Source organism: Rhodopila sp., from assembly GCF_965277825.1.
Taxonomy (GTDB): Bacteria; Pseudomonadota; Alphaproteobacteria; order Acetobacterales; family Acetobacteraceae; genus Rhodopila.
Map to the genome: position 1 here is coordinate 4,380,137 of NZ_OZ255846.1, position 24,845 is coordinate 4,404,981.

At 66.6% G+C, this 24,845-nt stretch carries 23 protein-coding genes; 15 read left to right on the top strand and 8 right to left on the bottom strand.

Annotated features, from left to right (window positions below):
* The first annotated feature begins 2 nt into the window (after positions 1-2).
* The 7 genes from ACQY4T_RS21205 to ACQY4T_RS21235 all read left to right on the top strand — a co-directional run bounded on the left by ACQY4T_RS21205 (position 3) and on the right by ACQY4T_RS21235 (position 7,351).
* Entirely contained in the window at positions 3-1,331 is a 1,329-nt protein-coding gene (locus tag ACQY4T_RS21205) for a Dyp-type peroxidase (protein ID WP_428534737.1), read from the top strand.
* A gap of 176 nt (positions 1,332-1,507) precedes the next feature.
* Positions 1,508-3,040, top strand: coding sequence for a glycerol-3-phosphate dehydrogenase (gene glpD, locus ACQY4T_RS21210; protein WP_428534739.1), 1,533 nt, complete (start codon positions 1,508-1,510; stop codon positions 3,038-3,040).
* A gap of 275 nt (positions 3,041-3,315) precedes the next feature.
* Positions 3,316-3,747, top strand: coding sequence for a DUF29 domain-containing protein (locus ACQY4T_RS21215; RefSeq protein WP_428534741.1), 432 nt, complete (start codon positions 3,316-3,318; stop codon positions 3,745-3,747).
* Complete coding sequence (glpK, locus tag ACQY4T_RS21220) at positions 3,737-5,254, top strand: glycerol kinase GlpK (RefSeq protein WP_428543022.1); 1,518 nt, start codon at positions 3,737-3,739, stop codon at positions 5,252-5,254. Before ACQY4T_RS21215 ends, glpK begins: the two co-directional genes overlap by 11 nt.
* 229 nt (positions 5,255-5,483) lie before the next feature.
* Positions 5,484-6,608 (top strand): DNA polymerase III subunit beta, encoded by a 1,125-nt coding sequence (gene dnaN, locus ACQY4T_RS21225; protein ID WP_428534743.1) that lies wholly within the window; start codon positions 5,484-5,486, stop codon positions 6,606-6,608.
* 96 nt (positions 6,609-6,704) lie between these two features.
* Positions 6,705-6,956, top strand: coding sequence for an AbrB/MazE/SpoVT family DNA-binding domain-containing protein (locus ACQY4T_RS21230; RefSeq protein WP_428534745.1), 252 nt, complete (start codon positions 6,705-6,707; stop codon positions 6,954-6,956).
* A gap of 143 nt (positions 6,957-7,099) precedes the next feature.
* The gene (locus ACQY4T_RS21235; RefSeq protein ID WP_428534747.1) at positions 7,100-7,351 is read left to right on the top strand and encodes a hypothetical protein; all 252 of its coding nucleotides are present in this window, start codon (positions 7,100-7,102) and stop codon (positions 7,349-7,351) included.
* Between the two features lie 94 nt (positions 7,352-7,445).
* On the opposite strand, the gene ACQY4T_RS21240 is transcribed toward ACQY4T_RS21235, so the two are convergent.
* The gene (locus tag ACQY4T_RS21240; RefSeq protein ID WP_428534749.1) at positions 7,446-8,726 is read right to left on the bottom strand and encodes an MFS transporter; all 1,281 of its coding nucleotides are present in this window, start codon (positions 8,724-8,726) and stop codon (positions 7,446-7,448) included.
* A gap of 185 nt (positions 8,727-8,911) precedes the next feature.
* Here ACQY4T_RS21240 and recF point away from each other — a divergent pair, with 185 nt between their 5' ends.
* The 4 genes from recF to ACQY4T_RS21260 all read left to right on the top strand — a co-directional run bounded on the left by recF (position 8,912) and on the right by ACQY4T_RS21260 (position 14,576).
* A complete protein-coding gene (recF, locus tag ACQY4T_RS21245; RefSeq protein WP_428534751.1) occupies positions 8,912-10,231 on the top strand; it encodes a DNA replication/repair protein RecF in 1,320 nt (439 codons plus the stop codon).
* Positions 10,232-10,407: 176 nt separating this feature from the next.
* Positions 10,408-12,843 carry a DNA topoisomerase (ATP-hydrolyzing) subunit B gene (gyrB, locus tag ACQY4T_RS21250; RefSeq protein ID WP_428534754.1) on the top strand — a complete coding sequence of 812 codons (2,436 nt, stop codon included), beginning with the start codon at positions 10,408-10,410 and terminating at the stop codon, positions 12,841-12,843.
* Positions 12,844-13,069: 226 nt separating this feature from the next.
* Positions 13,070-14,041 carry an N-acetyl-gamma-glutamyl-phosphate reductase gene (argC, locus tag ACQY4T_RS21255; protein WP_428534756.1) on the top strand — a complete coding sequence of 324 codons (972 nt, stop codon included), beginning with the start codon at positions 13,070-13,072 and terminating at the stop codon, positions 14,039-14,041.
* Complete coding sequence (locus ACQY4T_RS21260) at positions 14,034-14,576, top strand: gamma carbonic anhydrase family protein (RefSeq protein ID WP_428534758.1); 543 nt, start codon at positions 14,034-14,036, stop codon at positions 14,574-14,576. The genes argC and ACQY4T_RS21260 overlap by 8 nt, the downstream gene beginning before the upstream one ends.
* Positions 14,577-14,607: 31 nt before the next feature.
* On the opposite strand, the gene ACQY4T_RS21265 is transcribed toward ACQY4T_RS21260, so the two are convergent.
* On the bottom strand, positions 14,608-15,834 hold the full coding sequence (locus ACQY4T_RS21265) for an MFS transporter (protein WP_428534760.1): 1,227 nt from the start codon (positions 15,832-15,834) through the stop codon (positions 14,608-14,610).
* A 123-nt stretch (positions 15,835-15,957) separates the two neighbouring features.
* On the opposite strand from ACQY4T_RS21265, the gene ACQY4T_RS21270 reads away from it, so the two are divergent.
* Positions 15,958-16,341, top strand: a complete 384-nt coding sequence (locus ACQY4T_RS21270; protein ID WP_428534762.1) for a DUF4112 domain-containing protein — start codon at positions 15,958-15,960, stop codon at positions 16,339-16,341.
* Positions 16,342-16,354: 13 nt separating this feature from the next.
* Here the strand turns inward: ACQY4T_RS21270 and ACQY4T_RS21275 are convergent, their stop codons facing one another.
* The 6 genes from ACQY4T_RS21275 to ACQY4T_RS21300 form a co-directional block, all read right to left on the bottom strand.
* Positions 16,355-16,783, bottom strand: coding sequence for a VOC family protein (locus ACQY4T_RS21275; RefSeq protein ID WP_428534764.1), 429 nt, complete (start codon positions 16,781-16,783; stop codon positions 16,355-16,357).
* Positions 16,784-16,889: 106 nt separating this feature from the next.
* The gene (locus ACQY4T_RS21280) at positions 16,890-17,789 is read right to left on the bottom strand and encodes a ParB/RepB/Spo0J family partition protein (protein WP_428534766.1); all 900 of its coding nucleotides are present in this window, start codon (positions 17,787-17,789) and stop codon (positions 16,890-16,892) included.
* Positions 17,782-18,612, bottom strand: coding sequence for a ParA family protein (locus ACQY4T_RS21285; RefSeq protein ID WP_428543025.1), 831 nt, complete (start codon positions 18,610-18,612; stop codon positions 17,782-17,784). The genes ACQY4T_RS21280 and ACQY4T_RS21285 overlap by 8 nt, the downstream gene beginning before the upstream one ends.
* Positions 18,613-18,775: 163 nt before the next feature.
* Entirely contained in the window at positions 18,776-19,987 is a 1,212-nt protein-coding gene (locus ACQY4T_RS21290; protein ID WP_428534768.1) for a CaiB/BaiF CoA transferase family protein, read from the bottom strand.
* Between the two features lie 97 nt (positions 19,988-20,084).
* Complete coding sequence (locus tag ACQY4T_RS21295; protein WP_428534770.1) at positions 20,085-21,416, bottom strand: LLM class flavin-dependent oxidoreductase; 1,332 nt, start codon at positions 21,414-21,416, stop codon at positions 20,085-20,087.
* Between the two features lie 50 nt (positions 21,417-21,466).
* Positions 21,467-22,498, bottom strand: a complete 1,032-nt coding sequence (locus ACQY4T_RS21300) for an LLM class flavin-dependent oxidoreductase (protein WP_428534772.1) — start codon at positions 22,496-22,498, stop codon at positions 21,467-21,469.
* A 103-nt stretch (positions 22,499-22,601) separates the two neighbouring features.
* Between ACQY4T_RS21300 and ACQY4T_RS21305 the strand changes: the two genes are divergently transcribed.
* The 3 genes from ACQY4T_RS21305 (at position 22,602) to ACQY4T_RS21315 (ending at position 24,587) form a co-directional block, all read left to right on the top strand.
* Positions 22,602-23,348, top strand: coding sequence for an SIR2 family NAD-dependent protein deacylase (locus tag ACQY4T_RS21305; RefSeq protein WP_428534774.1), 747 nt, complete (start codon positions 22,602-22,604; stop codon positions 23,346-23,348).
* A 505-nt stretch (positions 23,349-23,853) separates the two neighbouring features.
* Positions 23,854-24,213 (top strand): type II toxin-antitoxin system RelE/ParE family toxin, encoded by a 360-nt coding sequence (locus ACQY4T_RS21310; RefSeq protein ID WP_428534776.1) that lies wholly within the window; start codon positions 23,854-23,856, stop codon positions 24,211-24,213.
* A gap of 2 nt (positions 24,214-24,215) precedes the next feature.
* Positions 24,216-24,587, top strand: coding sequence for a helix-turn-helix domain-containing protein (locus tag ACQY4T_RS21315; RefSeq protein WP_428534778.1), 372 nt, complete (start codon positions 24,216-24,218; stop codon positions 24,585-24,587).
* Positions 24,588-24,845: the final 258 nt, after the last annotated feature.

The following is a 24,845-nucleotide window of genomic DNA, read 5'->3' on the forward strand; positions in this document are numbered from 1 at the left end:
ATGTGACCGGCAAATGTCCGTTCTCCTCTCGCCGCGGCTTTCTCGCCGTCGCGGGCGGCCTGGCGGCGGCGGCTCCGATGACCGCGCTGCGCGGCCAGACAGCGCCCCAAAAGGGCATCACCCCGGCGGGGCAAGGACCCGGCCGCGGCCTCACCGAACCGTTCTACGCCTCACGCCAGGGCGGCATCGTCACCGCGTTGCAGAACCATACCTTCTTTGCCGCGTTCGACCTGACCGCCGAAACCAGTGACCAGGTCGTCACCATGCTGAAGGCATGGACCGAAGCCGCCGCCCGCATGACCCAAGGACTCCCCGCCCAACCGATGGACGCCTACGGCCAAGGCGACGACAAGCCTGCCGGCGACAGCGGCGAGGCGATCGGACTCGCACCTGCACGGCTCACCATCACGTTCGGCTTCGGTCCCGGCCTGTTCGTCAAGCATGGCAAGGACCGCTACCGCCTGGCCGACCGCCGGCCCGAAGCCTTCGTCGATCTGCCCACCTTCAACGGCGAGCAACTGGTCGAGGCGCACACCGGAGGCGACCTCTCGGTGCAAGCCTGCGCCGACGACCCCCAGGTCGCCTTCCACGCGATCCGCCAACTCGCCCGCATCGCCTACGGCACCGCCGAGATGAAGTGGACGCAAACCGGTTTCATGTCGAACTATGCCGCCGAGGACACGCCGCGCAACCTGATGGGTTTCAAGGACGGCACGCAAAATCCCACCGCCACGCGTCCGGAAGCAACCTCCGGCGGTTCGCCAAGCGCCGGACTGAATGAGGTTGTCTGGGTCGCCGCCGAAGGCCCAGCCTGGATGCAGGGCGGCAGCTATCTGGTCGCCCGCCGCATCCGGATTGCGCTGGAGCATTGGGACCGCACCGAGATCTCGTTCCAGGAAGAAGTGATCGGGCGGCACAAACATTCCGGCGCGCCGATCGGCAAGAAAAATGAGTTCGATCCATTGGACCTCGACCGCACCGACAAGGATGGCAATCCGCTCATCGCCGACACCGCCCATGTCCGCCTGGGCGCGCCGGAAAGCAACGGCGGCGCACAGATCCTGCGCCGCTCCTACTCGTACAACGATGGCTCCAACTTCACCGCGGAACGCTGGCCGCCGTGGCGCCAAGGCATCGAGTTTGATGCCGGGCTGCTGTTCATCTGCTACCAGCGCGATCCGCGTGCCGGCTTCATCAGGATCTTCGATCGGATGTCGAAGCTGGACGCGATGAACCAATACACCACCCATGTCGGTGGCGGCATGTTTGCCTGCCCGCCGGGACCGACCCAGGGCGGCTACATCGGACAAAAGCTGTTCGAAGCAGCCTGAACCATGATCGCGACTTGGGCGGAACGTTCGAAGCGCCTGACCCACGCGTCAAGGCAACCGGCTGTAAAGTCAGTCCCGAACCGCCCTGGGCAAAACGGATTGCCCCGGTTCCCGCCTACGGGCGTAGCGAACCAAGCCCGACCCGCCGGTTGTAGCCAGCCCGCTTGACCGCCGCCATGGACACCGCGTCGAGCTACGACCTGGCGATCATCGGTGGCGGCATCAACGGCTGTGGTATCGCCCGCGACGCCGCCGGCCGCGGCTGGCGCGTGCTGCTGTGCGACAAGGCCGACCTCGGCTCCGGCACGTCGAGCGCCTCCACCAAGCTGATCCATGGCGGCTTGCGCTACCTTGAACACGGTGAATTCCGTCTGGTGCGCGAGGCCCTCCAAGAGCGCGAGGTGCTGTGGGCCATCGCGCCGCATATCATCTGGCCGCTGCGGTTCGTGCTGCCGTACCACCGCCGGCTGCGCCCGGCCTGGCTGCTGCGGCTGGGTCTGCTGCTCTACGACCATCTCGGCGGTCGCAAGCACCTGCCGCCGACGCGCACGCTGAACCTGCGCACCGACCCGGCCGGCGTCCCGCTGAAACCCGAGTTCACCCGTGGCTTCGCCTATTCGGACTGCTGGGTGGAGGATTCGCGCCTGGTCATGCTGAACGCCCGCGATGCCGCCGATCGCGGAGCGACAATCGCTCCGCGCACCACCTGCGTATCCGCCGAACGGGTCGACCGGCGCTGGGCCGTCACCCTGCACGACGAGACCACCAACCGGCACCGCGTCATCCAGGCCAACGCGCTGATCAACGCCAGCGGCCCCTGGGTGGCCCAGGTCGCCGGATCGGTGATCCGCGCCAACGCGCCGGCCGCGGTCCGGCTGGTGCAAGGCAGCCACGTGGTGGTGCGGCGATTATATGACCACGACGCCTGCTACATCTTCCAGAACACCGACAGCCGGGTGTTCTTCCTGATCCCCTATCAACGCGACTTCACCCTGATCGGCACCACCGACCAGGATTTCACCGGCGACCCCGCCGGCGTGCACGCCACCCAGGCCGACATCGCCTACCTGTGCCACGCGGCGAGCGCCTACCTGCGCAACCCGGTGACACCGGACATGGTGGTCTGGTCATACGCCGGCGTGCGGCCACTCTACGACGACGGCTCCACCGCGCCGCAGCAGGCCACCCGCGATTATGTGCTGAAACTGGATGCGCCGCCCCAGGCGCCGGCCCTGCTGTCGGTCATCGGCGGCAAGATCACCACCTATCGCCGGCTTGCCGAGGCGTCGCTGGCGCTGCTGCGCCCCCATCTGCCCGATGTATGCGGCCAGACCGCCGGCTGGACCGCGCACCAACCGCTGCCCGGCGGCGACTTCGCGACGGATGGTTTCGACCAGCTTGTGGCCGCAGCCGCCACGCGCTTCGCCTTCCTTCCCGAACCGACCCTGCGTCGGCTGCTGCGAGCCTATGGCACCCGGATCGACCGGCTGATCGGCGACGCCACATGCCAGGCCGATCTCGGCCCGGTCTTCGGCGCCGACCTGACCGAGGCGGAACTGCGCTATCTGGTGACCGCCGAATGGGCACGCACCGCCGCCGACGTCCTCTGGCGCCGCGGCAAGCTTGGCCTGCGCCTCTCAGCCGATCAGATCGCCGCGGTCGAGGACGCGATGCAACGGATCGTGCGGGAGACCGGCGTCATGGCATGACCGTGGTGCCTCGGCCGCTCCGGGTCCGGTCCAGATCAAACGCGGCCGCCAGCCCGGCGAAGGCATGGTCTCGGCCGCGATTCTTCGTCATGGTGGCGATTATCCGGGTCCGACAGCCGGGCAATGGCCCGCATGAGCAAGGAAAACGACCGCCATGGGCGCGATCGTCGTTTGGGTTTCGCAGCGCCTTGGTCAAGCAGTGGCATAGTTGGATGGTTTGTAGAACCATAGTACCCGACAACCGACCAACCGATTAACTGAGATCGGAGAAGGGCATGAGCGAGTACGATGCCGATATTCTCGTCTGGTCCGAGCACCAGGCCGAGCTGCTGCGCCGCCGCGCCGCCGGCGAATTGGTCAACGAGGCAGATCTCGACTGGACCAACATCGCTGAGGAGATTGAAGACGCGGGGCGCAGCGAGCGGAGCGCGGTCGAGTCCCATCTGATGTTGGCCCTGCTGCACGATCTCAAGGCCGAGGCCTGGCCACCGGCGACGGCAGTCTCGGGCTGGCGGGCGGAAGCGCGATTGCACAGACGCCTCGCGCGACGCAGGTTTACCCCAGGCATGCGCCAACGTCTCGACCTGGCCAGCCTCTATGCCGATGCCATCGCCGGCCTGCCAGACACGATCGACGGGCAACCTCCCTTGCCCCTGCCGGAGGTCTGCCCGGTAACGCTCGACGGACTGTTGAGTGATGGGCCATGACTTGACCGCAACGGCGCCACATATCCTCGTCATCGACCAGGGCACGACATCCACCCGAAGCATCGTCTTCGACGCCACGACCACACCGGTGGCGATCGCACAGCAGGAATTCGCCCAGCTCTACCCAAGGCCCGGCTGGGTCGAGCACGACCCCGAACAGATCTGGGCAACCGTGCTCGACACCGTTCGGCGGGCCATCTCCGCCGCCCGACTGACCGCCGCCGACATCGCCGCCATCGGCATCGCCAATCAGCGGGAGACCGCGGTGGTCTGGGACCGCCGCACCGGCAAGCCGATCCATCACGCCATCGTCTGGCAGGACCGTCGCACCGCCGACCGCTGTGAGCGACTGGAGCACGCCGGGCATGCCGCGCTGGTCGCGGCCCGTTCCGGCCTGCTGCTGGACCCCTACTTCTCGGCCACCAAGATCGCCTGGCTGCTGGACAATGTCGCAGGCGCACGCGCCGCCGCCGAGGCCGGGTCGCTGGCGTTCGGCACGGTGGACAGTTTCCTGCTGTGGCGGCTGACCGGCGGCGCGGTGCATGCCACCGATGCCACCAACGCCGCCCGCACCCTGCTGTTCGACATCCATCGCGGCGAATGGGATGACGATCTGCTGGCATTGTTCGGCATTCCCCGACCCATGCTTCCCCAGGTGCTGGACAGCGCCGCCAGCTTCGGCACCACCCCGGCGGACCTGTTCGGCGGCGCCATCGCCATCCGCGGCGTCGCGGGCGATCAGCACGCCGCGCTGATCGGCCAGGCCTGTTTCCGCCCGGGCATGGTCAAATCCACCTATGGCACCGGCTGCTTCGCCCTGCTTAACACCGGAACCAAGGCGATCCCCAGCACCCACCGCCTGGTCACCACCATCGCCTACCAGTTGAACGGCGTGCGCAGCTATGCGCTGGAAGGGTCGATCTTCGTCGCCGGCGCCGCCGTGCAGTGGCTGCGCGACGGTCTAGGGCTGATCGCGACCGCGGCGGAAACCGGCACGCTGGCGGCCGAAGCCGACCCGGCGCAGGCGGTCTACATGGTGCCCGCCTTCGTCGGCCTCGGCGCGCCGCACTGGGACAGTGACGCCCGCGCGCTGCTGACCGGCATGACCCGAGGCACCACGCGCCGCGAACTGGCGCGGGCCGTGCTTGAATGCGTGGCCTACCAGACCCGCGACCTGCTGGAGGCGATGCGCGCCGATCTCGGGTCCGAATGGTCCGCCGATACCGTCATCCGGGTGGACGGCGGCATGAGCGTCAGCGACTGGACGATGCAGTTCCTCGCCGACATCCTGGCCGCGCCGGTCGACCGGCCGGCGCTGTCCGAAACCACCGCGCTCGGTGCCGGCTACCTGGCCGGCATGGCGGCCGGCGTGTATCCGGACATCGAAACGTTCGCGGCAAGCTGGACGGCCGAACGGCGCTTCCAGCCAGCGATGGCAGAGCCCGAGCGGGCCGAAAAGTATCGCGGTTGGCGGGACGCGGTGGCACGCACCCTGCTGCGCCCCTGACCGCCGGCTTCCCTGACCGCCTGCCTGGCAATTACGCCTTCCGCCAACTACCGCCAGGCGGACCCCGTCGCCCGACCCATTAGACGAACGCCACGCGAAACCCCAGGCGCATGCACGACGGTCCTTGGCGGAACGCCAGCCGAATTGCTACACTGGCAGGTGCGATTCGCCTGCTTCCTCGCCGTGCGGGGGTCAGAAGCGGCGGCCCGACCTGAGTTAGGAACCGATCATGAAGCTCAAGGCCGACCGCGCCACCTTGATCAAGGCGCTGGCCCACGTCCAGAGCGTGGTGGAGCGCCGCAACACGATCCCCATCCTGGCCAACGTCATGATCGCCGTGCGCGACGGCAAGCTGACGCTGACCGCCACCGACATGGAAATCGCCATCGTCGAGGATGTGCCTGCCGCATCGTCGCGCAACGGCGCCTGCACCGCTCCGGCCGCGACGCTGTATGAGATCGTCCGCAAGCTGCCGGACGGCGCCGAGGTCGAGCTCGATCATCCCGGCGGCGATGCCCAGCTTTCGCTGCGGGCCGGACGATACGACACCAAGCTGACGGTGCTGCCGGTCGAGGATTTTCCCTCGATGACCGCCGGCAGCCTGCCGCACAAATTCGGCATGACGGCGCACATCTTGCGCGCCTTGATCGACCGCACCCGGTTCGCCATCAGCACCGAGGAAACCCGCTACTATCTCAACGGCATCTACCTGCACCACGCCGACAGCGACGGCACCCCGGTGCTGCGCGCGGTCGCCACCGACGGCCACCGGCTGGCCCGGGTGGAGGAACCGCTGCCCGACGGCGCCACATCCATGCCGGGCGTCATCATCCCGCGCAAGACCGTCAACGAGCTGCGCAAACTGCTCGATGAGGTGACCGGCAACGTGGAGGTCGCGCTGTCCGACACCCGCATCCAGTTCCGCGCCGACCAGATGCTGCTGACCAGCAAGCTGATCGACGGCACCTTCCCCGAATACGAGCGGGTGATACCGCGCGGCAACGACAAGGTGCTGCGCGTCGGCAAGAAGGATTTCGCCGACGCCGTCGGGCGCGTGGCGGCGATCTCGGCGGAACGGTCGCGCCCGGTGAAGCTATCGCTGGCCCGCGATCTGCTGGTGCTGTCGGCCTCCAGCCCCGAACAGGGCACCGCCACCGAGGAACTCGACGCCGAGCGCGTGAAATACGATGCCGGCCCGCTCGAGATCGGCTTTCAGGCGCGCTACCTGAACGACATCACCGACCAAATCCCCGAGCAGGTGGAATTCCGTTTTTCCGACGGTTCGGCGCCAACGGTGGTGCAGGACGCCGGCGATGCCAGTGCGCTGTATGTGCTGATGCCGATGCGGGTTTAGCGCGACCGGTGATCGCGCGCATTCGCTCACAATTCTGCGCATTGATCGTAAGGCAAAATCGCCTTACATTCCGACCATCGCAGGATGGAGGGTATCATGACCATGTTGACCATCACCGCCAAGGGTCAGGTGACCTTGCGCAAGGACGTGCTGGCTCATCTCGACGTTCGGCCAGGCGATAAGATCAGCGTGGACAAACTTCCCGACGGTCGGATCGAAGTCAAATCGGCGCGGCCGACCGGCCGGATTTCTGAGCTCTTCGGCTTATTGAAGCGCGAAAACGGCCCGTCCCTCTCGATCGATGAGATGAACCAGATCAGCGCCGAGGGCTGGGCCGGCAAACGGTGAAGCTGACCGCTGACACCAATGTGCTGGTTCGCGCCATCACCGATGATCACCCGCGGCAAAGCCGGATCGCCAAGCTCGAACTGGCGTAAGCCGAGACAATTGCCCTCGCTCTCCCCGCCCTATGCGAATTGGTCTGGGTGTTATTGAGAGGCTACCGCCTCCCGCTGCAAGAAATCGCCGAGGCGACCCGCCGCTTGATCAGCGTCGCCAATGTTGTGGTTGACCGTCCGACCGTCGAAGCCGGGCTGGCGGTGATGGACGCCGGTGGCGACTTCGCCGATGGCGTCATCGAGTATGAAGGCCGCCGCCTGGGCGCGGAAAGTTTCATTTCCTTCGACCGCCACGCGGTCACGCTGACCCGGGCGAACGGCGCCGCCGCTCGACTGCTGTCGTGACTGGACGGGTGCTTACGGCAACCATTTACACTTGAGCCCGGAGCAACGCGCAGTTGCGGAAACCGTTACCGCTCGTGCTCCGCAACACGAACTGTCACACCCGTCGCGCGATCGGCACAAATGGCGGCCCACCGCCGTCCAGAGCCTGCGACGAGATCGGCGCCCGCACCACGGTCTGCAGGATCACCGCGCCCAGTATGGTAATTCCCGCCCCGATCGCCAGCGCCACGACGAACGACCCGGTCAGATCGACCACCATCCCAGTGACCAGAGGCGAAACCGTGCCGCCGATATAGCCGCCAAAATTCTGGATGCCGGCAACCGAGGTGCAATACGATTGCGGCGCCACCGCGGTGATCAGCGTCCACTTCCCGGCAATCCCCAGCGACAGGAAGAACATCGAGGCGGAGATGAAAATCACCGCCGTCGTCGCATTGCCGGCCGTCGTTGCGAAGATGGTGAACAGCCCCGACGCCAGCAGCCCCAGGATCGCCGGTAACCGCCGGCTGGCGACGAGTTCCATCCCGCCGCGGGCAAAGCGGTCACTGACCCAGCCGCCCGCCAACGCGCCAAGCACCGAGAACACCAGCGGAATCATCGCCACGAACCCGGTCTTGCCGATGCTGATATGCTGCTGCATCTCAAGATACGCCGGCAGCCAGGTCTGATACATCCACACCGCGTAGCCGGCGCAGAACGCCGCCAGGGTCAGCCCCCACATCGAGCGGAAACGGAACAGGCGGCCCCAGTTGCGCAACGCCACCGGCGCCTCGGCGGCGCGGTTTTCGGCTAGGTAAGCCTCGTCCTGCGGCGCCAGCACGGCACGCGCCGGATCGCGATACACCATGAACCAGACCAGCGCGCCAACCAGCCCGGCTGCGCCCATGACGACGAACATCGTGCGCCAGCCGAACGCCAGCATCAGTCCGGTCAGCAGCGGCGGGGCAATCGCCGGACCGATGCTGCCGCCCGAATTATAGACCCCGGTCGGGGTACCCCGGTCCTTGACGTGGAACCAGTCGCTGGTGACCCGGACCGCGCCCGGGAAGGCCGGGCTCTCGGTGGCACCCAGCGCGATCCGCGCCCACATCAATTGAAGATAACTGCCGGCCAGCCCGCCGGCGGCCTGCGCCGCCGACCAGGCCACCAGCGCCAACCCGACCAGATAGCGCGGCCCCAGCCGATCCAGCAGGAAGCCGACCGGAATCTGGCAGCAGGCATAGGTCAGCGACCAGAACGATTGCAGCGCGCCAATGGCGGTGGCGCTGATGCCGAATTCCCGCCGGATCGTCAGGTTGCCGATCGCCAACGTCGAGCGATCGACGTAATTCAGCGCGATGGCCGCGGTCGCCAACCCGACGGCGATCCATTGCATCCGCCGCATCCTCGATGAAACCCTGGGTGAAGCCGCCCCGACCGCCATGTTTCCCCCCCGTCGGTTTGTCCGCTGACCGGTCTTGCCCGGTTATGGGTTCCCTGAGCGACGATCCCGACACGGTCCGACAGTGCTGACAAGAGCGACGCCTTCACGCTGAGGCGCGCTATCGCCATGTTCCCGCTGTGCTCCGCCTCAGTCGCCTCACCCTGACCGATTTCCGCAACTACACCGCGCTGACCTGGCGCCCGGCGACGCGGATCAGCGTGCTGTACGGCCCGAACGGCAGCGGCAAGACCAACCTGCTGGAGGCGCTATCCCTACTGGTGCCCGGCCGCGGCCTGCGCGGCGCACGCCACGCCGAACTGGCGCGCCAAGGTGGCCCCGGCGGTTGGGCGGTCAACGCCCGCTTCCAAACCCGCAACGCCGAGACCGCCCCCGGCAACGCCGAGACCGCCCCCGGCAATGGCGATACCAGCCCGCGCAACCACCAGGCCAGCCCCGACAACCGCGAGATCAACATCGGCACCGGCTCGGACGCCGACACCGACCGCCGGGTGTTTCGCCTGGACGGCAGCAACCCACGCAGCCAGGCCGACATCGCCCGCCTGATCGCCGCGGTCTGGCTGACGCCGCAGATGGACCGATTGTTCCAGGATGGCCTGCCGGGCCGCCGCCGCTTCCTCGACCGCCTAGTGTGGGCGCTGGAGCCCGGCCACGCCCGCGAAATAGCGGCCCATGACACCGCCGTCCACAGCCGCAACCGCCTGCTGGCGCAGCGTGGCCCCGGAAGCGGGCCAACAAGCGGGCTTTTGGGCGGATCAGCGGACGGCCCAGGGGCCGCCGTCAGGGGTCCCCAGCACGGCTCCTGGCTGGCCGGCCTGGAAGACTCGATCGCCCGCCACGCCGTCGCCGCCTCCGCTGCCCGCCTCGACCTGGTGACCCGGCTCAACGCCCAGATCGAGTTCAGCCTCGCCACGGCATTCCCACCCAGCCACATCAGCCTGGCCTGCCCGATCGCCGAACGGCTGGCATCTCAGCCGGCATTGGCGGTGGAAGACTGGCTGCGCGCCGGCCTGGAGGCTGATCGGGCGCGCGACGCAGCGGCCGCGACGACCGCTCTCGGAGCGCACCGTTGCGACATGCGGCTGACCGATGTCGCCACCGGCACACCGGCCGCGCTGGCCAGCACCGGCCAGCAGAAGGCGCTGCTGATCGGCATCGTGCTGGCGCATGCCGGCCTGATCGCCTCGGCGCGCGGCTTTGCCCCGCTGCTGCTGCTGGATGAACCGGCAGTTCACCTGGACGCCGCCCGGCGCGCCGCGCTTTGGAACGTTCTGCTCGCGTTGCCGGCGCAGGCCATCGTCACCGGCACCGATGCCGACACCTTCCTGCCGCTGGCGGCGCACGCCGAGGCGCTGCTGACCGGCGATGGCGGCCTGCTCGCCGACAGTCGTTTTATTCGGTCCGAAACCGATCGAACCCCTGTCCCCGCAACCCGCTAGATGCTATCTATCTGGTGTCCTGATCCAGAAGTTCGCCGCACTTTGCGGCGGAGGTAGGGGATCAGCAGGCCACTGAAAAAAGCCAGGGTCGCGAGACTGATGTTCGCCAGATACGGCGAACGTCGGACTCGGGAAACTAGAGTATCAACCCAACCGCATGGAGTCGTCCCCCCGGCATGTCCGACAACGCCGCGCCGCCCCCCGATTCCGACCCCGAAGCCTATGACGCCGCCTCGATTTCGGTGCTCAAAGGCCTCGACGCCGTGCGCCGCCGCCCCGGCATGTATATCGGCGACACCGACGACGGTTCGGGGCTGCATCACATGGCGTTCGAAATCATCGACAACGCCGTCGATGAGGTCCAGGCCGGCTTCGCCTCTCGCGTCGAACTGACCCTGAACGGCGACGGCAGTGTTACCGTGCGCGACGACGGGCGCGGCATCCCGACAGACATCCACCTGGAAGAAGGCATTTCCGCCGCCGAGGTCGTGCTGACCCGCCTGCACGCCGGGGGCAAATTCAACCAGAACTCCTACAAGGTATCCGGCGGGTTGCACGGCGTTGGTGCCGCGGTGGTGAACGCGCTGTCGGAATGGATGGAGGTGCGGATCTGGCGCCTCGGCCAGGAACACCGCATCCGCTTCCAGCACGGCGATCCCGATGGCCCGCTGGAAATCGTCGGTCAGGCCGATCGCGGCAGCGGCACCGAGGTAACCTTCAAGCCAAGCCCCGGCACCTTCACCAAGACCGAGTTCGACTACACCCTGCTGGAACGCCGGTTGCGCGAACTCGCCTTCCTGAACTCCGGCATGACCATCGTGCTGCGCGACGAGCGCCACACTCCAGCGGTGGAAACCGAGATGCGATACGACGGCGGCCTGGTGGCCTTCGTCGAATGGCTGGATCGATCCAAGGTGGCGGTCTTTACCCCCCCGATCAGCCTGCGCACCGCTGATGATCAACTGGGAATCCGAGCGGAATTCGCGCTGTCATGGAATGATAGTTTCCACGAGACCATGCTGTGCTTCACCAACAATATCCCCCAGCGCGACGGCGGCTCCCACCTCGCCGGCTTCCGCCAGGCGCTGACCCGCGTGGTTACCAAATACGCCCAGAGCATGGGCAAGAAGGATTCGCTGGAACTGGTCGGCGAAGACATGCGCGAAGGCATGACCGCGGTGCTGTCGGTCAAGGTACCGGACCCGAAGTTTTCCTCCCAGACCAAGGACAAGCTGGTGTCGTCCGAGGTTCAGCCGGTTGTCCAGGCTGCGGTCGCCGATGCCGTGTCGCACTGGTTCGAGACCCACCCGAAGGAAGCCAAGGGCATCATCCAGAAGGTGATGGACGCCGCCGCCGCGCGCGAGGCCGCCCGCAAAGCCCGCGAACTGACGCGGCGCAAGGGCGTGCTGGATGTCTCCACGCTGCCCGGCAAGCTGGCCGACTGCCAGGAACGCGACCCCGCCAAGTGCGAGATCTTCATCGTCGAGGGTGACAGCGCCGGCGGCTCCGCCAAACAGGGTCGCGACCGCAAGTTCCAGGCGATCCTGCCGCTGAAGGGCAAGATCCTCAACGTCGAGCGCGCCCGCTTCGACCGCATGCTCGGCAGCCAGGAAATCGGCACCCTGATCACCGCGCTGGGCACCGGAATCGGTCCCGGCGCGGTCGAACAGGGCGGCTTCGACGCCGCCAAGCTGCGCTACCATCGTATCGTCATCATGACCGACGCCGACGTCGACGGATCGCATATCCGCACCTTGCTGCTGACCTTCTTCTTCCGCCAGATGCGCGACCTGATCGAGCGCGGCCACCTCTATATCGCCCAGCCCCCGCTATACCGCGCCAAGCGCGGCAACGACGAGCGCTACCTGAAGGACGATAACGCGCTGGAATCCTTCCTGCTCGACAAGGCCCTGGCAGACGCGCGCCTGACCTACGCCAACGGCGACGTGCATGAAAAGCAGGACCTGCGACGCGAGGTCAACCTGCTGCGCGAGGCGTCCAATAACCTGAAGCGGCTGTCCTCGGTGATACCGGTCGCGCTGCTGGAGCAGGCAGCGATCGCCGGCGTGCTGACCCCCGACGCGGTCCGCGCCACCGCCGCCGCGCCGGAATTCGCCACCCGCCTGAATGCGGTCTCGCTGCCGACCGAACAGGGCTGGGTGGTCAGCGCCGATAACGGCCTGACGCTGTCGCGCACCGTGCGCGGCGTGGCCGAACGCTACACCCTGGAACCGTCCGCCCTGCGCAGCGCCGAGGCCCGCTGGCTGGCGGAACGCACCACCGCACTGGCGCAGCGCTTCAGCGTCCCGGCCAAGCTGAAGCTGGATTCGCAGGAACCGACGGTGGCCGGCCCGGCCACGACCTATGACCGCATCATCGCGCACGGCAGGCGCGGCTTGTCGGTGCAGCGGTTCAAGGGGTTGGGTGAGATGAACCCCGACCAGCTCTGGCAGACCACGCTGGACCCTCGGGTGCGCACCCTGTTGCAGGTGAAGGTCGGGGATTCGGAGGACGCCGCGGAGGTGTTCAGCACATTGATGGGCGATGTGGTGGAGCCGCGGCGAGATTTCATTGTCGGGAACGCGTTGAAGGTGGCGAATTTGGATGTCTAGGATTGAGACTATCGGGCCCTGAATATGCATTGATCGCCGGCTTCGACCGAGCCCGAGCATGATGGCGATGCTATCGGGTGACATCTATGAACCTCCCGACAAAGCCGTGCCAAGGATTGGCCGACAGAACGTCCATTCCTTAGGTGAAACACTCCCCAGCCGGCCCGGTCTTGCTTTTCCTTCGCCGCACCGCGAGGTTCTGCTGCCGAAGGAAGGATTGCCACGCATGCCGACTGCTTCCGCGCGCCCCGGCGCGAAAATCTTCATTGACGGCGAGTCAGGCACCACCGGGCTTGGCATCCGTGACCGCCTGGCGGCGATGCCTGGGGTCAAGCTGGAAAGCCTGCCGTTCGAGCTGCGCCGCGACGTAGCCGCCCGGCGCGACATCATGGCGGCGGTGGATCTGGTGGTGCTGTGCCTGCCCGACGATGCGGCGCGCGAGGCGGCAGCGATGGCGGCCTCGCTGGGCGCCGGCGCGCCCAAGCTGCTGGACGCCAGCACGGCGCACCGGGTCGCGCCAGACTGGGTGTATGGGTTCGCCGAAATGGAACCGGACCAGGCCGGGCGGATCAGCGCGGCGCACAAAGTGGCCAATCCGGGCTGCTATCCGACCGGCGCCATCGGACTGCTGCGCCCGCTGCTGGATGCCGGCCTGATCCCGCCGGATTATCCGATCACGATCAACGCGGTGTCGGGCTACTCCGGCGGCGGCAAGGCGATGATCGAGGCGCACCGAACGGCGCACGGGCCGGCCTTCGAACTCTACGGTTTAAATCTCGAGCACAAGCATATCGGCGAAACCGAACGCTATGGCGGGCTGACCCGGCGGCCGATCTTCGTGCCCGCGGTCGGGCACTATCTGAAGGGCATGCTGGTGTCGATCCCGCTGCACCTCGATACGCTGCCCGGCAAGCCGCGCGGCGCCGATCTCGACGCCGTGCTGGCCGAACGGTATCGCGGCTGCGACCTGGTGCGCGTGGTAGACGCCGCGGCCGACGGCAAGCTGGAGCCGGAGGCGCTGAACGACACCGACCGGCTGGAACTCCGCGTGCATGCCAACGAAAAACACCGCCAGGCAGTGCTGGTGGCGCGGCTCGACAACCTGGGCAAGGGCGCCTCCGGGGCCGCCGTGCAGAACCTCGCCCTGATGCTCGGTCTGCATACCGGGGTCGGGGCGCGGGAGATGGCGGATGCCTGAGCGCTATGGCAGCATTTTCTCATTGCACGGGGTCACGCCGAGCATCGCCGACGATGCCTGGATCGCGCCGACCGCGGCGGTGATCGGGGATGTGGTGATCGGATCGCAGAGCGGGATATGGTTCCACTGCCTGGTGCGCGGCGACATGGGCATCATTCGCATCGGCGCGCGCACCAACATCCAGGACGGCACCGTCATCCACATCGATTCCGGCGGCATGGACACTCATATCGGCGACGATGTCACCGTCGGCCACAACGCGGTGATCCACGCCTGCACGCTGAAGCACCGAGCCTTCGTCGGCATCAGCGCCACCGTGCTGGACGGCGCGGTGATCGAGGAAGGCGGCATGCTGGCCGCCGGAGGCCTGCTGACGCCGGGCAAGGTGATCGGGCCGAACGAGATGTGGACCGGGTCACCGGCCAAGCTGCGCAGGGTGATGGACGCCGAGGAACGCGCCAGGTTCGACCGCAACGCGGTGGTCTATCGGGATCTGGCGAAGCAGTTCCTGTCCGGACTGAAGGTCGTCGCCTGAACCGCCCGGCGCATCCGGCCGGCCGCGGCGGTCACGGCATTGCACTGCGTGCGGGCCGCAACCCCGAAGCCAGCGGCAGCGCGAAGGCGCACAGCGCCGCCATCACCCAGAAGCCGGCGGCGCCAAAGTCGGCATACAGCGTGCCCGAAGCCACCGTCAGCAGCGCGGTCGCCGCGCCGACGGCGACCGTGCTGTAGAACGCCTGGGCGGTCGCGGCCAGTTCCGCCGGCACCAGGGCGCCGATCAGCCGCATGCAGGCCAGGTGCTGCAGGGCGAAGGTCAGCCCGTGCAGCGGCTCGACCAGCGCCGACGCCAGGGTCGAAGTGGTCTCGGCCAGCACCGCCCAGCGCAGGATTCCGGCGGCGGCGGCCAGCATCGACGCGGTCGCCGGGGTCAACCGGTCGAGCAGCCAGGGGCCGATGAACAGGAACACCACGACCTCGGCGGCGACCGATTCGGACCACAGCAGGCTGATGGTGGCATCGCCGATGCCCAGGCTTTCCCAGTGGATGACGATGAAGCCGTCGTGCATCGCGTGGCTGCCCTGGATCAGCGCCGCCACCAGCATCAACCGGCGGAATGCCGGCAGCCGCAGCAGCAGCCGGACTCCGCCGGACCGAGCCGGCGGCGCGAACATTGGGGTTGGCGCGGGATTGGGCAGGCGATGCGCCCACCAGGCGGCGAGGCCGAGCAGCAGGCCGTTGAGCCAGATGATGGCGTTCAGCCCGAAGCGGGCGACGGCGGGGCCGGACAGCAGCGTGCCCAGTATGAACGCTGCCGATCCGGCACCCCGCACCCAGCCGTATTCGAAGCGACGGGTTTCGGGGTCGGGCATGGCCGCTGGGGGAATTTGATCGTCGATTGCCTGCGCGGTCGGGCGGCCGATCGCGGCGCGCAGCGTCAGGGCGTCGGCGATCGGATTGATCGGCGCCAGCACTGACGCGTGTGCCACGCTGACCAGCAGCAGCAGCCAGACGCCCTGCGCCGGCAGGTAGAGAAACGCGATGCCACAGGCGCCGGCGATGAAACCCACCAGCACAAGCCGCGGGGCGGCCAGCCGATCGGCCAGGCGAGCGCCGAGTGGGCCGGCGAGCAGGCGCATCGCGGTACCCGCGGCCAGTACCACGCCGATCGCCTCCGGCCGCAGTGCTCGGCCGGCGAGGAACGCGGCGAAGAACGGCGAGGCCACTCCGAACGCGGCGAACAGCGCGGCATACAACGCCAGGAAGCGCGGCAAGGCCCGAGCCTGGGTGGTCATGGCGGCTGGATTGTCATGCGGCCTGGATGGTCATGCCGGCGGCCGGCGCAGCCGGTGCGAAGCCGCCATTGATTTCGCGGCGCCGTCCACTGACATAAGGGGGCGAAAACGGAGATCGCCTGCATGAACTTCGCCGCCACCGGAAATGTCTTCACCGCGTCCGACACCGCCGCCCGCCTGGCCCGGCTGCGTCGCCTGGCGTGGCTGATCGACGGCGCCTTCGGATTGCCGGGCACGCGGTTCCGGTTCGGCCTGAACAGCGTGATCGGGCTGCTGCCGGTGGGCGGCGACGCGGTGCTGGGGGCACTGTCGCTCTACATCATCTACGAAGCCGCCAAGCTTGGCCTGCCGAAGCACCAGCTGGGCCGGATGCTGGCCAACGTCGGCATCGAGGTGCTGGGCGGCAGCGTGCCGATCGTCGGCGACCTGTTCGACATGGCGCTGAAGGCAAATCTGCGCAATCTGGCGATCATCGAGGACCACCTGCGCGGATCGAACTGGCGCTGACGCAAGCGGACTGTCAGGAGGCCTTTCGTGCCGCCTTTTCGCCGTTCTCGCCATACCTCATGCCCTCCAGCTTGAGGCCGTCGGGGTCGAGGAAGAACACCGCATAGTAATCCTCGTAGTATTCCCCGGCCGGGTCGACGATCTCGGCCTTGAGGTCGTTGCGCAGGAACGCATCCAGGTCGTCGACGTCCTTCCGGCTGCGCAGCCGGAAGGCGTAGTGATGCAGGCCGACCTCACCGAGCTGATACCTCCGGTTGCCAGCCCGGGGCTCGGCCTGGCCGATCCAGAACAGCGTGTGGCCATTGCTCCATCCAGTGGCTCCGGGATAGTCCGCCTCGACCTTGAAGCCGAGGAACGTCAGCAGCTTTCCGTAAAACAGCTTCGACTTTTCGTAGTCGCTGACCCTGATCGACAGGTGATCGATTCCGACGACGCGTGCCATGTTCTGCCCCTTGCGGTTTGTGCAGGCACAACGCGTAACCCAGCCGTCTGTTGCCGTGCCCCGATCACGCCACCACCGGCACGATCAGGCGCAACAGGTGTCGGCGCTATGCGTGTCCGGCGGCCACCACCGTCTCGCGTTCGCCGGTCAGTCGCCCGACCAGTTCCTCGAGTTGGTAAAGGTCGCGGAATTGGATGCTGAGCTCGCCGCCGCCCCGGCGTGTGGTGCTGATGGTGACCCGGCTGCCAATCGCTTCGCTGACCCGATGCTCCAGCGCGGCGACGTCGAGCTTCTTGGGCGGCGGCTGGCGCGGTTGGCCGCGGGCGACGACGGACTTGTTGACCAGCGCCTCGGTCTGGCGCACCGACATGCCGCGCTTGCGCACCTGCTCGGCCAGCGCCTCGGGGTTCGGGGCGTTGATCAACGCCCGTGCGTGACCCGATGACAGCGACCCCGATCGGACGTCGCGGACCACCGGTTCCGGCAGGCGAAGCAGCCGAATGGTGTTGCCGATATGGCTGCGCGACTTGCTGACCGCCAGACCCAGCGCTTCATGCGTGAGGCCGAAATCCACCAGCAGGCGCTGATAGCCTTCGGCTTCCTCGATGGCGTTCAGGTCCTGGCGCTGCAGGTTTTCCACCAGCGCCACCACCGCGGTATCGCTGTCGTCCATATCGCGTGCAATCGCCGGAATCTCGTTCAATCCGGCCTGTGTCGCGGCACGGAACCGGCGCTCGCCGGCGACGATCTGATAACGATTCGGTTCGCTCGGATGGGAGCGCACCAGGATCGGCTGCAAGACGCCCTGCACGCGGATCGATTCGGCCAGGCTTTCAAGCTCGTCAGGATTGAAGTCGGTGCGAGGTTGGAATGGATTGGCATCGATCTGGTCGATCGGAATGGTGGCGACCGAGACGGACTTTTCGCCATTCATCGGCATCGAAACATCGCCCAGCAACGCGGCCAGGCCGCGACCCAGCCTTGGCGGTGTGTTCTTGCTAGCCATCAGTGCCCACCTGGTCCGGCATTGCGATTTTTTCTTTCCTCAAAATCTCGGCGCCCAGGGCTGTATAGGATAGCGCGCCCGCCGACTTCGGATCGTAAACGATGACCGGAAGCCCGTGGCTCGGAGCCTCCGAGACCCGGATGTTGCGCGGCACCGTGGTGTCGAACACCCAGTCACCGAAATGGTCACGCGCATCTTTTTCCACAAGGCCGGACAGGCTATTGCGGCGGTCGAACATGGTCAGCAGGATGCCCGACAGCCGCAGGCCTGGATTGAACCGCCGGCGCACCGCCTCGATCGTGTGCATCAGGCTGCTGATCCCCTCCAGCGCGTAGAATTCACACTGCAACGGAACGATGACGCCGCCCGAGGCGACCAGCGCGTTCAGCGTCAGCAAACCGAGTCCCGGCGGGCAATCCAGTAGGATGACCTGAAACGGCGCGAATGCCGGCAGCGTGGTCAGCGCGGCCTTGAGGCGAAACTCGCGCTTTTGTTCCGGAACCAGTTCGATTTCCGCTCCGGCCAGGTCGGAATCCGAAGCGATCAGCGACAGGTTGGGCAGCACCGTCGGCAGCAGCGCATGGTCAGCAAGTTCGCCTTCCATCAGCAGGTTGTAGGTTCCGCCGTGTCGCTCCGTTCGGCTGATGCCGAGCCCGGTGGAGGCGTTGCCTTGCGGGTCCATGTCGATCAGCAGGACGGCCAGCCCGGCATCAGCCAGCGCGGCCGCCAGGTTGACCGCCGTCGTGGTCTTGCCCACGCCGCCCTTCTGATTGGCCACGGCAAGAACGAGCGGTTTGGTGGTGACGGCACCGGAAGTATTCAGCGCATTGGTGTCCCGAGTCTGAGGTCGTACCGATTCGATGGCGGCGACGCGGCAGTCATAGCGCAATTTCGCGCGCTTCACCACGCGTCGCCTCCGTGCGGTTGAGCCTCCCTACGGTTGAGCCTCCGCGTGGTTGAGCCTCCGCGCGGATTGGCCGTCGCGGTTAGTCGGCTGTGCCGACCACCGCGCCGGCTTGCAGCAGGGCGGCAATCTCGGACGGCGAATATCCGGCCTCGGCCAACACCTGCTGCGAATGTTCGCCGAGGCGCGGCGACTGTCGGTGGATGCCGCCACGCGCGCGATCGGGCCCAAACTCGATCGGCAGCGCCGGCAGGCCGACCTTCTTGCCTTCGGCGCCGCCGATGCGGGAGATGAAGACGTCGAGCAATCCGCCGGTCGCCAGCAGATGCGGGTCGGTGAACAGATCGCCCGGCTGACCGACCCTGGCCCAGGACACGTTGGCTCGCTGGCAGCGATCTTCGACGTCGGATTGGGGGATTTCCGCCAGCACCTGGCGCAACGCCGGGATCAGCCAGGCGCGTTCTCCCAGGCGCGCCAGGTTGGTGCCCAGCCGCGGATCGGCGGCCAGTTCATGCAGCGAGAATTGCTCGATGAAGCGCACCCATTGCTGATCCGACGTCACGCCGATGAACAGTTGGCCGCCACCGGCGGTGCCGAACACCTCATAGATCGCCCAGGCACCGCGCCGAGCCGGCATCGGTCGGGCCTCCAGGCCGGTTGCGGTCATGCCGGCCATATGGGTGCTCATCAGGAACGCCGCGCTCTCGAACAACGCGCTGCCGACGCGTTGCCCCTTGCCGGTCTGTTCACGCTCACGCAGCGCGGCCTGGGCGGCGACCACGCCGAATACCGCGCCCAGGATGTCGATCACCGACGCGCCGGCGCGCAGCGGCTGACCGACCGGGCCGGTCATGAATGCAAGCCCGCTCTGGAATTGCACCACCTCGTCAAGCGCCGGGCGATTCTCGTACGGACCGGCGAGATAGCCTTTCAGCGCCAGGTAGATCAGCCGCGGATTCAGCGGCGCGAGCTGGTCATAGCCGCAGCCCAGCCGTTCCATGGTGCCGGGTCCATAGTTTTCCAGCACCAAATCGACCCCGGGCACCAGTCGGTGGATCACCGCCTGCCCGTCCGGGTGCTTCAGGTCCACCGCCAGGCTGCGCTTGTTGCGGCTGAACGCCGCGAAGAACCCGGCCGCGAAGCCGCCCAGGCCGCGGGTGTGGTCGCCGTTCGGCGCCGGCTCGACCTTGATCACGTCGGCGCCGAGTTCGGCGAAGATCAGACCGGCGGTCGGGCCCATCACCGTGTGGCTGAATTCAAGCACGCGGAGTCCCGCGAGCGGCGCTGCCGGCATCACGCCGGGTTCGTAACGATACCGCAGGCTGAATCAGCCATCGTCGTCCTCCTGTGCCGCGGCCGGTGACCGGCGGACCCCGGATGGCGGATACGGTTCAATCGGCAGGAAAATACCGGTTCGGCGGTCTTGGCAAGCCGAGGTTCTCCCGCAGGGTGCGGCCTTCGTACTCCTTGCGGAACAGACCGCGGCGCTGCAGTTCGGGCACGACAAGGTTGACGAAGTCGTCCAGGCCGCCGGGAACATAGGGGAACATCACGTTGAAACCGTCGCAGGCGCCGGTGTCCAGCCATTCCTGCATCTGATCGGCGATCGATGCGGCGGTGCCGGTGAAAGCAAGTCCGCCATAGCCGCCGGCGATCTGGGCGAGCTGGCGCACCGTCAGGTTGTCGCGCCTGGCGCGATCGATCACCCGCTGGCGGCCGCTCTTGCTCTGGTTGGTTTCCGGGATCTCCGGCAACGGGCCGTCGAGGTCGAAGCGCGACGCATCGACACCGAGGGCGATCGACAAGGATCCCATGCCGCTGTCGGGATGCACCAGGCTGTCCAGCAGGTCACGCTTGCGCTGCGCCTCGGCCATGGTGTCGCCGACGACGACAAGCGCGCCGGGCAGGATCTTGATGTGGTCGGGGTCGCGGCCGACGGCTCGCGCGCGAGCCTTGACGTCGGCATGGAAGGCTTGCGCGTCCGCCATTGGACCGCCGGCGGCGAACACCATTTCGGCGGTCTCGGCGGCGATCTGGCGGCCGGCCTCGGACGCGCCGGCCTGCACGATGACCGGCCAGCCCTGCACCGGTCGGGCGATGTTCAGCGGGCCGCGAACCGAGAAGTGCTCGCCCTTGTGGTGCAGCAGGTGCATACGTTCGGGATCGAAATATATTCCCGTCTCGACGTCGCGGATGAAGGCGTCGTCGGCCCAACTGTCCCACAGGCCGGTGACAACATCGTAGAACTCGCGCGCCCGGGCGTAGCGTTCGCCGTGTTCGACGTGGCTTTCCAGGCCGAAGTTGCGCGCGGCCTCGGGGTTCGAGGTGGTGACCAGGTTCCAGCCGGCGCGGCCGTTGCTGATGTGATCGAGCGAGGCGAACTTGCGGGCGATGTGATAGGGGTCGTTGAAGGTGGTGGACGCGGTCGCGATCAGCCCCAGCCGCTCGGTCAGCACCGCGAGGGCGGGCAGCAGGGTCAGCGGATCGAATGACGTGGTGGTCGCGCTGCGCTTCAGCGCGTTCATCGGCATGTTCAGTAGCGCCAGATGGTCGGCCATGAAGAAGGCATCGAACTTGCCGCGTTCCAGGGTCCGGGCGAAGCCGGCGATGTCGCGGAAATTGAAGTTGGCGTCGGGATGGGCACCGGGATAGCGCCACCACGAGGTGTGGATACTGACCGGGCGCATGAAGGCGCCCAGCCGCAATTGCCGCCGCTCTGGCATGGGTTCGGCTCCGATCTGTTAGCCGCAGACTACTGGTTTACCGCGCCGCTTCAAAGCTGGCGCACCCGGGGCATGATTTCGGTGGCGAAGCGTTCCATCTCGGCTTCGAACGGCTGGAATTGCAGCATGAACAACTCGATGCCGGCGTCGCCGAATTGGCGGATGCGCAGGGCAACCTGATCGTAGCTGCCGACCAATCCGGCCGCGGTGCCACCGTTGCTGCCCACCCGCGGCGTCTTCGACATGGTGGCCGCCATGACCGAGGCAGGATCGGTGTTGGCGCGCTGCACCTCGCGGATCGGCGCGTCCAGTTTCGCTAGGTCGGCGAGGCGGACCAGCACGGCCTGGGCGCGGGCCTCGGTGTCGCGGGCGATGACGAAGGCGGACAGCCCGAATTGCAGCGGCCGCCCGGCGCGCGGGCGCGAGCTGACATCGGCAATTAGGGCCCGCACATCGGACAAAGGCTGGCCGTTGATGAACCAGACATCGCCATGATCGGCGACCAGTGCGCGGGCTGGTTCCGATTCGCCCCCGACATAGATTTTCGGCCGCGCGCGATACGGATCGGCGGGACGCAGCGTGTAGTCATCGATGTTGAAGTAGCGGCCGCGGAAGCTCACCGTTTCGCCGCGCATCAATGGTTCGACCACGGCAATCCATTCCCGGCCGTAACCGTAACGTTCGTCGTGCGGGGCGAACGGGATGCCGGCCTTTTCCAGCTCCGGCATGTTCCAGGCGTTGACCAGATTGAGCGCGAAGCGACCGCGGCTGATATGCTCGATCTGCAGCGCCATCTTGGCCAGCACGACCGGGTGATACAGATAGGGCTTGATGGCGGCGATGATCTCGATGCGGCTGGTGACCGCGGCCAGCGCGGCGGCCGAGGTCCACGCCTCCAACTGATCGTTCGGCGCATGATGGGGGTTGATGGTGTGCTGCGCCACAAGCGTGCTGTCGTAGCCCAGTCGCTCGGCCTGCTGGATCAGCGCCAGGTTGCGCGGCCACGACGCGTCGTAGGGTTCTTCCGGGTCCTGCAAGGCGCCGCGGCTGCCGTGAACCAGTGCCCAGATTCCGAACCGCATGCCGGCCTCCCGTTGCGTCTGTATCCGAGCCGGGGCGGGCTGTCGAGCGAGCGGCAATGTGGTAGGCCACTGCGATGCCGGGCGATGATCAGGAGCCGCTGCAATGGACGACGAACTGCGACACCTTGGCCGCCTGATCGACGCCGCGGAGCGGATCGTGCTGTTCACCGGCGCCGGCATCAGCACCGAGTCCGGTATCCCCGACTTCCGCAGCCCGGGCGGCATCTGGACCAAACAGACGCCGATCGATTTCGCCGACTTCTTGCGCTCCGACGAGGCCCGCCGGGAGACCTGGCGCCGTCGCTTCGCGATGCAGCCGGTGTTGCGCCATGCCGCGCCCAACCGCGGTCACCGCGCGGTGGCGGAACTGATCCGCGGTGGCCGGACGGCGGCGGTCATCACCCAGAATATCGACGGGCTGCACCAGGATTCCGGCATTCCCGACGACAAGGTCATCGAACTGCACGGCAACACCACCTACGCGCACTGCCTGGACTGCGGCACGCGCTACGAGATCGAGGCGTTGCGGGTCGATTTCGAGAACGATCGCATCGTGCCGCATTGCGCATGCGGCGGCTGGGTCAAGACGGCGACCATCTCGTTCGGCCAGTCGATGCCGATCGAGGCGATGCGGCGGGCGGAAAACGAAACCCTGCAGGCGGATCTGTTCATCGCCATCGGGTCGTCGCTGGTGGTCTATCCGGCCGCCGGGTTTCCCGAACTGGCGAAGCGCAACCGGTCGGCCCTGGTCATCGTCAACCTACAGCAGACCGGGCTGGACGATGTCGCCGACCTGGTGCTGAACCGACCGATCGGCGATACGCTGGGGGCGGTCGTCGGAGTGGATTAGAGCATCAATCGGTTCAGGTTGAACCGATGATGCTCTGCAACTCATTATTCACGAGGGCTATTCACACTTTGGGTGATGCCACCAAAAGGGATCGCACTCTGTGGATAGCAAGCTGTATTTTTGCAGGTTAAAGAGGCTTGGTCAGGGGGCACCGCCTGACACTCCCGCTAGAGAGGGCGCACAGATGGGAAATGGTACGGCTGCCCTCGATTGGCGCATCGGCCTGTGACCCGTCGCAGCACCCGAAAGGGGGGCGCAGCTTTGGGGTCAAGATACGATGCTGTGCGCCGCTCCGCGGAGCCGTGCCGTGCCGGCGTCGTGTCATCGGTTCGCAGGATGCGAACCATGACCCGCCCTTGGGGCAAGGCGTGGAGGGGCCAAAGGCCGCACTTGATGTCGGGAGCCTGGCCGTAACGACGGGGCAAATGAGGCGGGACAAGTAACCGGTTCGTCCGACATTAAATTATGTAATTGAAAACATATCTCCTCTATGGTATGATGATCAATGGCTTGGATTGTCATCTTCCATGAGACATTCGACGCCGAATTTTTAGGACTGCCTCGTGACGTGCAGACGGCACTCGCGGCAAAGGCGCGCCTGTTGGAAAGCATCGGGCCATTGCTGGGCCGTCCTCACGTGGATTCGCTCAAGAACTCCAAGCACAGCAACATGAAGGAGTTGAGATTCGATGCGGGCGGCGGCGTCTGGCGGGCAGCGTTCGCATTCGATACGGCCCGGCGGGCAATTGTTTTGGCGGCTGGCAATAAGTCCGGAGGGAGCGAAGCGCAATTCTACCGCCGGCTGATCGCCACGGCGGACAAGCGGTTTGACGATCATCTCGCGCGACAGAAGAAGGGAGACTGACCATGGCAAGGACATTGGACGAAGTGATCGGCAGCCTGCCGTCCGATCAGCAGGAAGAGATTGCGGTTGCCGCCTCGCAACTCCTTGAGGAGGAGATGACTTTGCGCGACCTGCGCAAGGCCCATGAACTCACCCAGGTGCGGATGGCTGAAGCGCTGCATATCTCACAGGACGGCGTGTCGCGGATCGAAAAGCGCAGCGACTTCCTGCTCTCGACGCTCCGCTCCTACGTAGAGGCCCTGGGCGGGAAATTGCGGCTCATGGCCGAGTTTCCCAACCGCAAGCCGGTCACCATCGCCGGGCTGGACAGCCTAGCGGCACAAGCCAAGCCGCAGCGCCGCGGGCGCAAGTCACTGGATGAGCGTCAGCCCTAAAGGAGCGCAATAACGGTCATTATACAAAAGAAATATAAATGAACACGCGGTCGGCGGGACCTAGAACAGCAGCACAAATTATATGCCGGGTTTCAAGCCCTTTTAGGCCCGGTGATGGGCGGTGCTATCGAAGAAATTGTAGCGGTGGCCGATTTCGAACTATCAGACGAAGCTGCGCGTCCGTTCGTTGAATTCATCACTGGGTCAACGTGAGACCCGCTTTTATTGCCCGATGGAGGGCGGACCCAGTTGCTGAAG